Origin of the sequence: Paenibacillus sp. FSL L8-0436 (genome assembly GCF_038593025.1) — a bacterium.
In the GTDB taxonomy this organism is placed as follows: Bacteria; Bacillota; Bacilli; order Paenibacillales; family Paenibacillaceae; genus Paenibacillus_AQ.
Genome location: NZ_CP151955.1, coordinates 413,037 through 427,057, shown reverse-complemented (window position 1 = coordinate 427,057; position 14,021 = coordinate 413,037). Strand labels below are relative to the sequence as shown.

At 52.5% G+C, this 14,021-nt stretch carries 14 protein-coding genes and 1 riboswitch; of the genes, 9 read left to right on the top strand and 5 right to left on the bottom strand.

Translation table 11 applies throughout. From position 1 onward, the window contains the following. Positions 1-55 precede the first annotated feature (55 nt). From NSS79_RS02010 to NSS79_RS01995, 4 genes are all read left to right on the top strand, one after another. Positions 56-1,576 (top strand): MDR family MFS transporter, encoded by a 1,521-nt coding sequence (locus NSS79_RS02010; RefSeq protein ID WP_342438078.1) that lies wholly within the window; start codon positions 56-58, stop codon positions 1,574-1,576. Positions 1,577-1,582: 6 nt separating this feature from the next. Continuing rightward, positions 1,583-2,146 carry a PadR family transcriptional regulator gene (locus tag NSS79_RS02005; RefSeq protein WP_340895249.1) on the top strand — a complete coding sequence of 188 codons (564 nt, stop codon included), beginning with the start codon at positions 1,583-1,585 and terminating at the stop codon, positions 2,144-2,146. Positions 2,147-2,292: 146 nt separating this feature from the next. Further along, complete coding sequence (locus tag NSS79_RS02000; protein ID WP_340895250.1) at positions 2,293-2,505, top strand: hypothetical protein; 213 nt, start codon at positions 2,293-2,295, stop codon at positions 2,503-2,505. A gap of 53 nt (positions 2,506-2,558) precedes the next feature. Beyond that, on the top strand, positions 2,559-3,533 hold the full coding sequence (locus NSS79_RS01995) for an aldo/keto reductase (RefSeq protein ID WP_342440288.1): 975 nt from the start codon (positions 2,559-2,561) through the stop codon (positions 3,531-3,533). Between the two features lie 90 nt (positions 3,534-3,623). Here NSS79_RS01995 and NSS79_RS01990 read toward each other — a convergent pair whose 3' ends face one another. The 4 genes from NSS79_RS01990 to NSS79_RS01975 form a co-directional block, all read right to left on the bottom strand. Beyond that, positions 3,624-4,445, bottom strand: coding sequence for a TasA family protein (locus tag NSS79_RS01990; RefSeq protein ID WP_342438077.1), 822 nt, complete (start codon positions 4,443-4,445; stop codon positions 3,624-3,626). An 81-nt stretch (positions 4,446-4,526) separates the two neighbouring features. Continuing rightward, a complete protein-coding gene (locus NSS79_RS01985; RefSeq protein WP_052091759.1) occupies positions 4,527-5,030 on the bottom strand; it encodes a TasA family protein in 504 nt (167 codons plus the stop codon). An 86-nt stretch (positions 5,031-5,116) separates the two neighbouring features. Beyond that, positions 5,117-5,710: a signal peptidase I gene (locus tag NSS79_RS01980; protein WP_342438076.1), complete on the bottom strand. Its 594-nt coding sequence runs from the start codon at positions 5,708-5,710 to the stop codon at positions 5,117-5,119. Between the two features lie 18 nt (positions 5,711-5,728). Beyond that, complete coding sequence (locus NSS79_RS01975) at positions 5,729-6,751, bottom strand: hypothetical protein (RefSeq protein WP_342438075.1); 1,023 nt, start codon at positions 6,749-6,751, stop codon at positions 5,729-5,731. 421 nt (positions 6,752-7,172) lie between these two features. On the opposite strand from NSS79_RS01975, the gene NSS79_RS01970 reads away from it, so the two are divergent. Next, on the top strand, positions 7,173-7,505 hold the full coding sequence (locus tag NSS79_RS01970) for a helix-turn-helix domain-containing protein (protein WP_038585105.1): 333 nt from the start codon (positions 7,173-7,175) through the stop codon (positions 7,503-7,505). A 100-nt stretch (positions 7,506-7,605) separates the two neighbouring features. Here the strand turns inward: NSS79_RS01970 and NSS79_RS01965 are convergent, their stop codons facing one another. Beyond that, a complete protein-coding gene (locus NSS79_RS01965; protein ID WP_081965649.1) occupies positions 7,606-7,758 on the bottom strand; it encodes an anti-repressor SinI family protein in 153 nt (50 codons plus the stop codon). Between the two features lie 27 nt (positions 7,759-7,785). Next, a riboswitch (cyclic di-GMP riboswitch) is annotated at positions 7,786-7,870 on the bottom strand. A 484-nt stretch (positions 7,871-8,354) separates the two neighbouring features. Between NSS79_RS01965 and NSS79_RS01960 the strand changes: the two genes are divergently transcribed. The 4 genes from NSS79_RS01960 (at position 8,355) to NSS79_RS01945 (ending at position 13,831) form a co-directional block, all read left to right on the top strand. Then, positions 8,355-11,222, top strand: a complete 2,868-nt coding sequence (locus NSS79_RS01960) for a 2-oxoglutarate dehydrogenase E1 component (RefSeq protein WP_342438074.1) — start codon at positions 8,355-8,357, stop codon at positions 11,220-11,222. Between the two features lie 54 nt (positions 11,223-11,276). Then, positions 11,277-12,590, top strand: coding sequence for a 2-oxoglutarate dehydrogenase complex dihydrolipoyllysine-residue succinyltransferase (gene odhB, locus NSS79_RS01955; RefSeq protein ID WP_342438073.1), 1,314 nt, complete (start codon positions 11,277-11,279; stop codon positions 12,588-12,590). A 144-nt stretch (positions 12,591-12,734) separates the two neighbouring features. Beyond that, positions 12,735-13,370 (top strand): SDR family oxidoreductase, encoded by a 636-nt coding sequence (locus tag NSS79_RS01950; RefSeq protein WP_342438072.1) that lies wholly within the window; start codon positions 12,735-12,737, stop codon positions 13,368-13,370. 20 nt (positions 13,371-13,390) lie between these two features. Then, complete coding sequence (locus tag NSS79_RS01945) at positions 13,391-13,831, top strand: MerR family transcriptional regulator (RefSeq protein ID WP_342438071.1); 441 nt, start codon at positions 13,391-13,393, stop codon at positions 13,829-13,831. Positions 13,832-14,021: the final 190 nt, after the last annotated feature.

Genomic DNA, 14,021 nt, shown 5'->3' with positions numbered 1-14,021 from the left:
CTTGCCGTTTTTCCTTAAGGAAATCATTAACTTTACAAAAAGGAGCCTGCGAAGCATGCACACTAAAGAAAGCAATCTCAAACTCGTAGTTGTCGGTCTGCTGCTTGGTATTCTAATGTCCGCTATGGACAATACCATTGTTGCCTCAGCTATGGGTACTATTGTTTCCGATCTTGGCGGACTCGATAAAATCGTCTGGGTCACCTCGGCTTATATGGTCATGGTCATGGCCGGGACGCCGATCTTCGGCAAGCTGTCCGATATGTACGGGCGCAAGCGTTTCTTCATTTTTGGCCTCATCGTGTTTCTGGCCGGCTCGGCACTCTGCGGGATCGCAACAAGCATCACGCAGCTTAGCATCTACCGCGCTATTCAAGGCGTGGGCGGCGGCGCACTTATGCCAATCGCCTTCACTATCGTATTTGATATTTATCCGCCGCAAAAAAGAGGCAAGCTGACCGGACTTTTCGGTGCCGTCTTCGGCATCTCCAGCGTAATCGGCCCTTTGCTCGGAGCCTACATTACTGAGTATGTCGGCTGGCAGTGGATCTTCTATATCAACCTGCCGATCGGCATTGTCGCTTTTATTCTGATCTCCATGTTCTATAAGGAATCCGTCTCCCATGCCAAGCAGCGGATCGACTGGGGTGGAGCTTTTACCCTTGTAGGCTCTGTCATCTGCCTGATGTTCGCCCTTGAGCTGGGCGGCAATGAATATGCCTGGGACTCCCCGGTCATCCTTGGCCTATTCGCCGGCTTCGCAGTACTGCTGATTGCGTTCCTCTTTATAGAACGGACAGCAGCCGAACCGATTATATCCTTCGCCATGTTCCGCAAGAAGCTGTTTGCAACGAGCAGCATCATCGGTTTATTCTACGGCTCGGCCTTTATCGTAGCTACCGTGTATATCCCGATTTATGTACAGGGTGTATATGGAGGCTCCGCCACCAACTCGGGACTGATTCTGATGCCGATGATGATCGGCACGGTAATCGGCAGCCAGACCGGGGGGCTGCTCACCACCAAAACCAGCTTCCGCAATATTATGATGCTGTCAGCCGTTTGCTTTGTGGCAGGCGTCTTCTCCTTAAGCACCTTGTCGCCGGATACTTCCCGCCTGCTGCTTAATGTATTTATGGCGCTGACCGGCTTCGGTGTAGGTTTCTCCTTCTCCGTGCTCAGCATGTCCTCGATTCATCATTTCGAGATGCGCCAGCGCGGTTCGGCTACTTCTACCAGTACCTTCATGCGTTCTCTGGGCATGACGCTGGGCATTACCATCTTCGGAATTATCCAGCGCAACGGATTCACCAGCAGCCTTAGTGATGCCTTTGGCGGTGGTGCCGAAGCTTCCTCGTTCGGCGATCCACGCGCCGCCCTGACACCGGAAGCCAGAGCGCAAATTCCGGCACCGGTACTGGAGAAGATTACGGGCGCATTGTCCAGCTCCATTGCCCACACCTTTATGTGGGCGCTGATTCCGGCGGTGCTGGGTCTGGCCTTTGTACTGCTGATGCCTAAAGACCGGCTCACCGATCACAGTAAGGAAACTCAGCCTTCGGGCGGAAGAGGGTAAGCGGAAATGTCCATGAAGATGGTCATTCTCGGGCTGCTGCTGGAGAAGGACAGGCATCCCTATGAGATTACACTCGTAATGAAAGAACGCATGTATGACCGGATGATAAAGCTGCAGATGGGGTCGCTGTACTACGCTGTTGATAAACTGGCACAGGAGGGACATATCGAAGCTGTAGAGACCATCTCCAGCAACGACCGCCCGGATAAGACCATCTACCGGATTTCCGATAAGGGCAAAGCCCTGTTCGAACAGCTTGTCATTCAGCAGATCAAGAAGACCGATGAGGTCTTTCACCCGCTGTACATGGCTCTTGCGCTCTCGCGGTACATCGATCAGGGCAAGGTGGAGAAGCTGCTGCAGGAGCGGATACGCGAAGTTGAGCATCAGGTCAATTATGCTTATCAGGTGTACGAGGAGCATATCTCCATCGTCCCCCGGTCCGCGCTGCACTTGATGTACGGCAGATATGAGCATAGCCTCACTGAGCTGAAGTGGCTTAAGCGGCTCTATGACGACGTAGCCGCCCGCAAGCTCAGCGACATCGGAACACCGCTCGATTTGCAATAAACGTTATACACTGGAGGCCCTCAGGGGCCTCTTTGCTGTTTAACACCGGTCAAAACCGTTTATTAACGAGCAACTGCAACTGAACACCAGGCGGATATATAGGGCAACTCCGCCTCCTAACTTATAAGAGAGCGAGGAACTCACACATGAGTGAAGAAAAGAAATTTCAAGGAGACAAACGCGACCATCCCGAGCAGTATCCAACCGACACTCCCAGTCTGTTCGACCTGGACGAAAGCGAGCAAAATGTGGATCCGATTCCGCTGGAAGACCTGAAGCTGGAGAAAGAAGAAGAGAAGGATAAAGAGGGCACGAAACACCGCTCCTCCAGCGACAAAAAATACCATACCGGTTTCTAAAGTGTACAATATCCGGTATAACGTTAATCCTATTTCACGGAGGGATATTATTGCTGAAAACGCTGCCACTGCATACGCGCGGGATTCCAGCCAGCCGCATTGCTCTGGGCTGCATGGGACTGGGTGGAGGCTGGGACCATGAGCCGGTCACTGCCGGGAATGTCAGACAGGGACATGAGGCTGTTGAGGCTGCCCTGTCCATTGGAATCAACTTTTTTGATCATGCAGATATCTACACCCGCGGAAAAGCGGAGAAGGTATTCGGACAGCTCTTCAAAGACCGCCCCGGACTGCGGGAAGAGATTATTATCCAGTCCAAATGCGGCATCAAGCTGATTGAGCCAGGCGATACCTCTAACAGCTTCGACCTCTCCGGGGAGCATATTCTGAAGAGTGTCGACGGAACCCTCTCCCGGCTGGGCACGGAATATATTGATATTCTGCTGCTGCACCGTCCCGATCCGCTTATGGACCCCGAAGAAGTGGCCGAAGCGCTGAGGAAACTCAAAGCGGCGGGAAAGGTGCGTCACTTCGGCGTTTCCAACATGAGTGCCGCCCAGATCCGGCTGCTGGAGCATTATTGTGACGAACCGTTCGTCGTGAACCAGCTGCACATGAGTCTGGCCAAAATAAGCTGGCTGGATGCCATGGTCAGCGTAAACCGTGAACCCTGGAAGGACATCACCTTTCCCGAAGGTACCCTCGAATACTGCAGGACGCAGAACATCCAGCTGCAGGCGTGGGGTCCACTGGCCCAAGGCTTATTCAGCGGGCGTTCACTTACAGGCCAGCCTGAGAGTGTCGTGAACACGGCGGCAATGGTCCAAACGCTCGCCGAACAGAAGAACACCACCCCTGAAGTGATTGTCCTGTCTTGGCTGATGACTCATCCTGCGGCCATCCAGCCGGTAATCGGGACGGTGAATCCGCAGCGGATCGCCGCCTGTGTGGGCGCGGACAAGCTGGAGCTTACGCGCAGGGAATGGTACGACCTGTATGTCAGCTCGCGCGGCGGGAAGCTGCCGTAAGCCTCACATCCTCATTCGCATACCAAAAGGAGCGTCATCTCCGGTTCATGAAGGCGGAGATGACGCTCCTTTTATGTTCTATTCCTGATTCTAATTATTCTTCACCTGCTCAAAGTTGTTCTTGAAGGTGAAGTTAACCGATTTGCCTTGCAGGCTGTCATTATCAAAGCCGAGATCCGTATCGTCAACAAAAGTCACGTTATAGGCCAGATGCATCGTCTTCTTGGCAGGAAGAATCAGGTTCGGGAGGTTGGCATCCCGGCCTGCCCCGCTGTTGTACAAATCCTTAAGTGAACCTACATAAGCATCGGAAACGCTAACCAGTACAGTCTGGCCGTTATTGTCTACGCGGTATGTCCAATCGAGCACGGCTTCTCTGGCAATTGCGAAGGCTTCCTGTCCGTTGCGTGCCAGTGCCTTCAGGAAGGAAGGACCGTTAATCAACGATTTGAACAGCCGGTCTGCAGCTTCGTTCACCTCATTGAGTGCATCGGCATTAAGAGTGACGCCGCCTGGTGCAGCCAAAGCGGCTACAGTAACTACCGCTTGCTCACCGAATGCGAGCGCATCGGCCTGCTGTGCAGGTGTTCCTTCCGGGATGGCAATCAGATCGGTCAGTTTGGCATCCAGCGTTCCGGTATTCTTGATCAGCATGGCGCGGGTGTGGGTATCTTTCGGTGCCCACAATCCTGTTCCCATACGTCCGGCATCGGAGTCAGCCGTATAGAACATCGGGCCTTCAACCGGCACGTCATTGCGGTGAGTACTTAAGGACAACGTACCGGAAGCAAAGGTGTTGCCGGTGTTTTGGGCGGAGCTGGTGAACAAGGCATACGTGCCTCCACCAATGGCGGCGCAGAGCAGCACCACGGAGGAAAATGCGGCAATCAGCATTTTTTTCTTTTTCATCATTGAAATAAGTTCTCCTTATTAAAAAAGGGGGGCACCCCCTTTTTATTTGATTTTTAGTTATAGATCCGTTCGTTATAGTGCTTAGTTATTTTTAGTCTGCTCTGCATCTACTTTAATGGAGGCTGTACCCGACTTGCCTTGGTAGCTGTTGTCAGCTGCTTTCGGGAACTCAGCTTTGACATAAATCGTCTCCGATCCGCCCACAGCAAGCACACGGTCGGCAACGGTAAGCGGTACGGTTCCAGCCGCATCAGAGTATGCGGTAATGACCAGCGGGGTTGCTCCGCCGCCGAGGTCGCCGCCTACAGCCAGCGAGAGATCATAACGCAGCTCAAGCGTTCCTTTGTTGCTAACTACTACAGGCTGGATTTCAGAATCTCCCGGAGCCCAATTTGTGATGTTGAAATATTTCTGCTGAGCTTCATCCTTCTTATCCAGTTCAATCTTGAGCGTGCCAGCAGCAAACGTATTGCCTGTATTCTGTGCGGAACTCGTAAAGATAGCGAAGGATCCCCCGGCAATTAATGTTGCCCCCAGTGCTGTAGTCGCCATCGCCATTGCCATCGTTTTTTTGAGATTTGCCATTGTTATTTGTCTCCTCCTGGATCTCCATGAATGGAGTATGTTATGAATTATTTATTGAATCTTTCCTAACCACGTTAGGAGAAGCATCAACCGTTCGTAACAGGCGGGGATTCTCCGGGCGCAAGCTGCACCTCTACAGGATCCTCCATGCGCATGATCGATTTGAAGATTGTAATAAGGGACGAGATGACCAGAAAAATCCCCGGAATAACTATTACGACAATAATCCCGGCGGTCGATTTTACCCAGTTCATGAAATATCCCAGGAACGGAACGGTAAAGTCCGCATACTGTGCAACAACATTACTCGAAGGAATAGGATCTGCATCCTGCGCATCGTTATTGTCGCCTTTGGTGATATACTGGGTATTTTCCCCCGAGCCGAGCACGCTGACAATGCGGTGGGTAATCAGGCTGTTTGATCCATCCAGAGCTTTGTAAGTAATTACATCTCCTGGTTTAAAAGATCCCTGACTCTGTTCACTCACCGGTTTGACGGCAATGACAGCCCCCGTCTGGATTCCGGGCTCCATGGAGCCGGAGAGCACCGTTAGAATTTCCTTGCCGAGAATCTTGGGCGTCCCGCCATTCATCCGGCTAGTGATTGCAGATACCAGCGTAAGTAGAAAAATGAGAATTAACGCATACATCAATAGGTTACGAGTCCATTTAAGTATCACTGGAGAGCACCGCCTTGTTTAGAATACGCCTTGCTTTTCGCCTATTTTTACCGTTATGCTGTCAGGATTCGCGTCCGGGGCAGGGGCTTCAGGCTCAGCAGTCTTATCAGGCTTTGCTTGCTCCTCAGCTTCGAGCTTCGCCTTCTCTTCGGCTTCGAGCTTCGCTTTCTCCTCGGCTTCGAGTTTCGCCTTCTCCTCGGCTTCGAGCTTCGTCTTCTCCTCAGCCTCGAGTTTCGCTTTCTCCTCAGCTTCGAGCTTCGTCTTCTTCTCAGCTTCGAGCTTCGCCTTTTCTTCCGCTTCGAGCTTCGCCTTCTTCTCAGCCTCTTTCAGTCCTTGGATCACGTCAGCGGCCTCCGTATGCATCAACGAGGTTTCGTCCGCATAACTCCTAGCCTGTTCGGCCGCTGTCGATGCCTGATGATAGGCTGCCTGCACATAAGCGTCCACTCTTCTGATGGAGCTTAGCTTTCTAACCATCTCCTGAAATTCGCCCAGTGTTAGATTGGCTTGGCTGAGCAATTGTTCGAATACCGGGATATCGTTATTTTGTGAGGCTGTTAATTGATTAAAATCGACCTCATATGGAGAAAGTCTCTGGTTCACTTCATTGACTTGCTGCTCCAGCTCTAATTGCGAGCGTGTTAGATAGCCTTGAAGCTCAGCTAACAAAGCAGCCGCGCCGGCCGCAGCCTCACGCGTTTGTGCAGCAGCCTCTTGAATACCTCCAATACGTCCCTCTGCGGTCTCCGAGTCCGTATTCTTATCCGTTATCTCCGCTAGCACCTCTCTCGCCGCTTCACGCTGCTGGACCGCAAGCTTCATCGCTTCGCTGGCTTGGTTGGCAATGTGATCGACCGTGCTTGGAAACACAAATGCTGTGGTGATATTGGAGGATTCAGTTGCTGCGACGTTAGTCAGCAATGCATACGTAGGCGTTGTAATTTGGCTGATGCCATAAGCCGAAATCACTACGATCCCTGCAATTTGGGGAAGCGTATACCGACGGATGTTCCTATTCCGGGAAGAACGTGAAAGCCTCACAGGAGCCTCTCCTTTAGCTGCTTGCAATTTCCTGCAAACAAGGTAATCTATCAACACCCAGCCTTTATGACGAACGTTATTCGTTCGTTATTAAGAACCATGACGTAAGTATATGCCATTACTCCTACAAATCAAAAATCTCATTTTGTTGCAATATTCTTAATAAAGAACGTTTTATAGTTAATATTCTGCTTTTAGCTTCATTTCCCTCAGCTTATCGTACTTTTTAACGAACGTTATCGTATGAAAAATCTAAATGATACCGCAGAGGGAATAAAAATAATGGGAATGTGGAGTGGAAACGACATAAAAGGGGGATCATTCATACCGGAACTGATTCTATAGTGCTTTGTCCGTCTTCCGGTTATTTGTTATACTGTAACAAAAAGTACGGAGGGGCGTTTTTATCGTGCCAGATAATATGGGAAGTCGCATCCACCATCTCCGTCTGGAAAAAGGCTTGTCTCTTTCGGAGCTTGCGGATAAGGCTGATGTGGCGAAATCATACTTAAGCAATGTGGAAAGAAATATACAATCTAACCCCTCTATTCAATTTATTGAAAAAATCGCTGACGCACTTCAGGTGTCCATTCATGCGCTGCTTTACGGCGAGCCTTCCGATGTGCAGGAGTCACCTCTGGATGGAGAATGGTCCCGGCTCGTACTGGAAGCTATGGCTTCGGGTATAAGCAAGCGGGAATTCAAAGAGTTCTTGGACTATCAAAAATGGCGGCTGGAGCAGAAGGATTCCTGATTCATGCAGGTTTCTTCTACTTCCGGTCATACAGAAAGGGCACAGCGGAGAGATCCGCTGTGCCCTTTCTGTATGTACAAAAACTTTTAACAACCAACCGCTACATCGCCTGCAAAGTCTTCTCATTAAAAAATTGGCGGATTTCATCCGCTTTGATGCCCGCCTGCTTAGCCGACATCAGCAAATAGACCCATTCTAAATCCAGATCAACTGTCTGCAGTTCTCCGTTGTTCCCCTGGTTGGACTTATCCAAGAAATCTCCTCCTAAGATTACGCGTCCCCAGGCAGTCCGGCCGTCGTAGTATTTCTACATTAGACCCGAGACTTTGTGCCCCTGTCTTTCGGCAGGTTTACCCTTTACTGGATCCTTTACATGAAAGGATCTGGTTAGAAATTCATGAAACCGTTATCCGCAATAACATTATACAATATCTTACACGAAAAGTGTGTCGATTTATGGGAATATTGTATAATTAGAAACGGAAAATAATTGATTATTTTGCCAACTGCTTGTACAAATTACTCGATAATCCCAAAAAATTGTAGAACAAGCCTCTTTATCTATATATGTATATATGAAAACTGAAAACAACATTTTTATTTCGTTCATTTCAATCACACCGCTGCATCATTTTCATATAGTTAAGAAACCAAACTTATAATAGTTCTGTATGAATTAGGCACTGAATCATACCGTTTTGCGAACGGATTCAACCAAAGTATGAATTGATTACCCGCCTTGAAAGTTGCACAATAAGATGAGGAATGAAACCGCAAACATCGAAGCTCCACAAGGGCGCCGGCGAAATTTTGGCGCGCGTGGAGTTCATCCGTTAGGAGGATGTATTCATGGCAGCCAAAGATCCCTATAACGAAACTGTGTGGAGCAAGTATTACGGACCCAATCTGGGTTACATCCAAGAGAAATATGAGCAATTTGTAAAAGATCCAACTTTAGTAGAGCATAATTACCGCGATCTCTTCACCCTTTCCGGCCCCCCTCCATTGGCTCCCGATGCCGAGCAGGCACCGCTGCCTGTGGTTTCAGGAGATACTGAGTGGCTTAGAAAGGCCGTAAGGGCATCCAAGCTGATCGCCAATATCCGCATACATGGCCATATGACCGCCAATATCGACCCGCTGGACCGGGGAAACAATCCGATGGCGAAATATTTGGAGTACGAAACCTATGATCTGACCCGCGAGGATCTAATGGCTATGCCCGCCTCGCTGATCTGGGAGAATGCCCCAAATGACGTTCATACTGCTTGGGATGCCGTTCACCGGATGCGCCAGGCCTACACGCAGACCATTGCCTATGAATTCGGGCATGTGCGTGACGAGCAGGAGCTGCGCTGGCTGAACAGCCAGGCGGAATCTACCAGCTCCCCCGCGCCTCTAAACAATACAGAGCGCAAAGAATTGCTGAAAAGGCTGATTCAGGTAGAGCAGTTCGAAACTTTCCTTCATAAAACCTTTGTCGGCCAGAAACGCTTCAGCCTGGAAGGTAATGACGCCTTGGTGCCGATGCTGGATGAAATCGTGCGTGCTGCCGCTCATGACGGTGCCGAACATATCCTGATGGGTATGGCGCATCGCGGACGGCTTAACGTCCTGGCGCATATCCTGGGCAAACCTTATGATATTATTTTCTCGGAATTCCATCATTCGCCGAACAAGGAGCTGTTCCCTTCCGAAGGCTCCATGGGCATCAACTACGGCTGGACCGGCGATGTGAAATATCATCTCGGCGCTGACCGCGCCGTCCGTGAAGGAGAAACCGTCCGTACACGGATCACTCTGGCCAACAATCCGAGCCACTTGGAATTCGTCAATCCGGTGGTTGAGGGCTTCACGCGTGCGGCCCAGGAAGACCGCAGCACTCCGGGTCTGCCTAAGCTAAATACGAATAAAGCCATGGCTGTGCTGATGCATGGCGATGCTGCCTTCCCGGGTGAAGGCATCGTGGCCGAAACCCTTAATATCGGCAAGCTTAAAGGTTATCAGAACGGCGGTACAGTGCATATTATCGTCAATAACCGAATCGGATTCACGACGGAAAGTGAAGATTCCCGTTCTACCCACTATGCCAGTGACCTGGCTAAGGGTTATGAAATTCCGATTGTGCATGTCAATGCCGATGATCCGGAGGCTTGCATTGCCGCCGTCCGTCTGGCCAGCGCCTACCGCAATCTGTTCAAGAAGGATTTCGTGATTGACTTGATCGGCTATCGCCGCCATGGACATAATGAAATGGATGATCCGGAAACGACACAGCCGATTGTTTATGGTAAAGTGCGCAATCATCCTACTGTATACAAGGTGTACGCGGAACGGCTGCAGAAGGAGAGAGTTATCACGGCAGAGGACGTTACGGCAATGAACGCCGAAGCTGAAGGCGTACTACAGCAAGCCTTTGATAAGATGAAGGAAGGCAAGCATAAGAACGCAGAGGCCAAAACCTCAGTTGCACTGGACAGCGCACCTACACCGCAGCGTCCTACAGCGGTTCCGCTTGACAACCTGCAGGAAATTAACCGGGAGCTGCTGTCGGTGCCGGACGGCTTCCAGGTCTATCCGAAGCTGGAGCGGATTCTGCAGCGCCGCAAAGACGCTTTGAATGATGGAGAACGTGTTGACTGGGCACTCGCAGAAGCCCTCGCCTTCGCTACGATTCTGAAGGATGGCACACCGATTCGTCTCAGCGGCCAGGACTCCCAGCGCGGCACCTTCGCGCACCGCCATCTGGTGCTGCATGACAGTGACACAGGGGCACTTTTCTCTCCGCTGCATCAGCTTAAGGACTCCACCGCCTCCTTCGGGGTGTATAACAGTCCGCTTTCAGAAGCGTCGGTGCTCGGGTATGAATACGGCTATAACGTGTTTGCCCCGGAAACCTTTGTCATCTGGGAAGCGCAGTATGGTGATTTCGCCAACGCCGGACAGGTCATTATCGACCAGTTCATTGCTGCCGGACGCGCCAAATGGACCCAACGCAGCAATCTGGCGATTCTGCTGCCGCACGGCTACGAAGGCCAGGGGCCAGAGCATTCCAGCGGAAGGCTGGAACGGTTCTTGCAGCTGTCAGCTGAAGAGAACTGGACTGTAGCCAATCTGACCTGTGCGTCGCAGTATTTCCACCTGCTCCGCCGCCAGGCTGCCCTTTGCGGCAGATCGGATGCCCGCCCGCTGGTGGTCATGGCTCCGAAAAGCCTGATCCGCAACACACGCAGCACTTCCCCGGGAGCCGAACTGGCTTCGGGAAGCTTCCAGCCGGTCCTGCCGGAGCCCCTTCTGGGCAGCAAGCCCGGCGAGGTTAAACGGCTGGTTGTCTGCAGTGGTAAGGTCGCTATCGACCTGCAGACTGAGCTGGATTCAGCCAAGGGACAGGATTGGTCCTGGCTGCACATTCTCCGGCTGGAGCAGCTCTACCCGTTCCCGGAACGGGAACTGGCCGCTCATCTGAGCACCTTCCGCTCCCTGCAGGAAATCATCTGGGTACAAGAAGAACCTAAGAATATGGGCGGCTGGAGTTATGCCGAACCACGGCTGCGCGCCATCGCCCCGCAGGATGTCAAAGTGCAGTATATCGGCCGTCCGGAACGTTCCAGCCCGGCCAGCGGTTACGCCGATGTGCATAGCTTTGAGCAGCGGCGTATAGTTACGGAAGCCCTGAAACTAAATTCGCAAGTACAAGCGGCTGTACCGTCCTCCTGAAAGGGGACGGTGTCACGATAACGTTAACTATTATATTTGGGGAGGTAAGGGCCTGTGTCCGAAATTAAAGTACCCGATCTGGGCGAATCCATTTCCGAAGGAACGATCTACAAATGGCTGGTTAAAGAGGGCGATACTGTCGGCCAGGGGGATGTGCTTGCTGAGCTTGAAACCGACAAGGTCAATCTTGAAATCAGCGCGGAGGAGGACGGCGTCATCTCCTCCATCCTGCGCCAGGCCGGCGAGAATGTAGCCGTTGGTGAGGCTATCGGCGTGATCGGCAGCGCAGACGCTGCTGCCGGAAGTTCGCCGCAGGCCGCTGCGGGCGGCAAGCCCGAGGCGGCACCTGCTACAGGCAGCGTTGCACCTGCCGCTGCCGCACCTGTGGCAGCGCCTTCGGACGCTGCCGTTCCTGCCGCCGCACCCGAAGGTGCGGCAGGCAATGCGGCCCTGGCTTCGCCGGGCGCGCGCAAGCTCGCGCGGGAGCGGGGCATCGACCTCGGCGAGGTCAGTGCCCGCGACCCTATCGGCCGGATTGGCCAGGCCGATGTGAAGGACCATGGCGCAGCCGGCCCAGGGGCCGCTGTGCCCGTGTCTCCGGCGCCGCAGGGCAAGCCGGAGCCTGCCAAAGCTGCGGCGGGCAAAGCGCCGCAGCAAGAGGACGGCAAGGCCGTGGAGCGCAAGCGCATGTCGCGCAGACGGCTGACGATCGCCAGCCGCCTGGTCGAAGCGCAGCAGACCGCGGCCATGCTGACCACCTTCAACGAGGTGGACATGACTGCCATCCTCGACATCCGCAAGCGCCGCAAGGATGCCTTCAAAGAGAAGCATGAAGTCGGACTGGGCTTCATGTCCTTCTTCACCAAGGCCGTGATCGGCGCGCTCAAAGCCTATCCGCTGCTGAATGCCGAGATCGACGGCGAAGATCTGCTGCTCAAGAAATATTATGACATCGGTATCGCCGTCGCTGCCAAGGAAGGGCTGGTTGTACCGGTCGTCCGCGATGCGGACCGGCTCAGCTTCCCTGAGATCGAACGGCGGATCGGCGAGCTCGCCTCCAAAGCACGCGCCAACACGCTCAGCCTGCAGGAGCTGCAGGGCGGCACGTTCACCATTACCAATGGCGGCGTGTTCGGCTCACTCTTGTCCACGCCGATTCTCAATACGCCGCAGGTTGGTATCCTCGGCATGCACAAGATCCAGCTCCGTCCGATCGCCCTGGACGAAGAAAGAAGCGCCAACCGCCCGATGATGTACATCGCGCTTTCCTACGATCACCGCATCGTGGACGGTTCCGAAGCGGTAAGCTTCCTTGTCAAGCTCAAGGAACTGCTGGAGGATCCGGAAGCGTTGCTGCTGGAAGGGTAATGTGATCGCACCCCTTAATACACGCACACTATTACAAAAGACAAAGACCGTTCAATCATTTGAACGGTCTTTGTCTTTTGTCTATTGCTGCCCGCCTGATGGCTTATCCGATTCCCTCCATTCCTCTCCCCCGGCCATATAATTTTGATCGGCTCTCGCGATGAGCAGCGGGGTAGCGAAGCAGCAGCAGCTTTGGCAAAGGAAGGCGTCGATGCACACTTTATCCAGCTTGATCTACAGGACCACGATAGCATTACAGCAGCAGCCCAGACTATTGCCAAGGAGTACAATGGGCTTGATGTGCTAATCAACAATGCGGGCATTTCCCTTGGAGGCGGTGCTGCTCCCAGCCAATTGCCGATGAGTGACCTCAAAGTCACATTCTACACCAACTTTTTCGGTACGATTGCCGTAACTAAGGCTATGCTTCCACTGCTCTTGCAATCTCCTGCTGGGCGGATCGTCAACATGTCGAGCGGTCTGGGTTCCTTAACCTTCAACAACGATCCCCATCACGAGCATGCCGAATTTAATCTGCTTGCCTACAATAGCTCCAAAGCAGCGCTTAACATGGCTACAATTACTTTTGCCAAGGAATTCAAGGATACCCCGCTCAAGGTTAATTCTGGCGATCCCGGCTTCACCGCCACCGATCTCAATGGCTTCACCGGCCATCGTAGCGTGGAGCAAGCGGCGGTTATTGCCGTACGTCTGGCGACGCTGGATGCGGATGGCCCGACAGGAGGATTTTTCGACGAGAATGGAGAAATTCCTTGGTAACATTATTCAAGGAGGTTTCCATGGATATCACTACGCAGGAAATTCCCGAGACCGTCACCTCCATCAGCCAGGCCGCCGAGCTGACGGGCTTGACTGAGGATACGATACGCTATTATGAGCGAATTGGTCTGCTGCCCTATGCCGACCGCAAACCTAACGGCCATCGTCACTACAGCAAGGATCAGATACTTGGCATTCGTTTCCTGATGCGCCTCAAGGCTACGGGAATGACGCTGGAAGAAATGCGGCATTATCTGACACTGACCCATCAGGGCGGGGGTACGCTATCCGAACGGTACACTCTGCTAGAGGAACACAATGATAAAATTCCCCGTAAGATTGCAAAGCTTCAAGAGACGCAAGAGGTTATCCGCTATAAACCCCGCCACTTTCGCGAGCTGGCGGAGAATCCGAATACCGATTCTTATGACTGTGAGGCTCCGGGAAGCAGCGGGCAATAAGTAACTCAGGAAAGAGTCAGACCGCTGATTGCCAGACACAGTCCCATACCGAACCCGGCTTTCACATCAATGTGGAGACCGGGTTCGATGTATTCTATTCCGTTATCTCCACACCACTACAAAAAAGAAATATCCGCCAGCCGTTTGCACGAAAGGCCGGGATATCTCTTTTTCGAATAACTATTCTCTT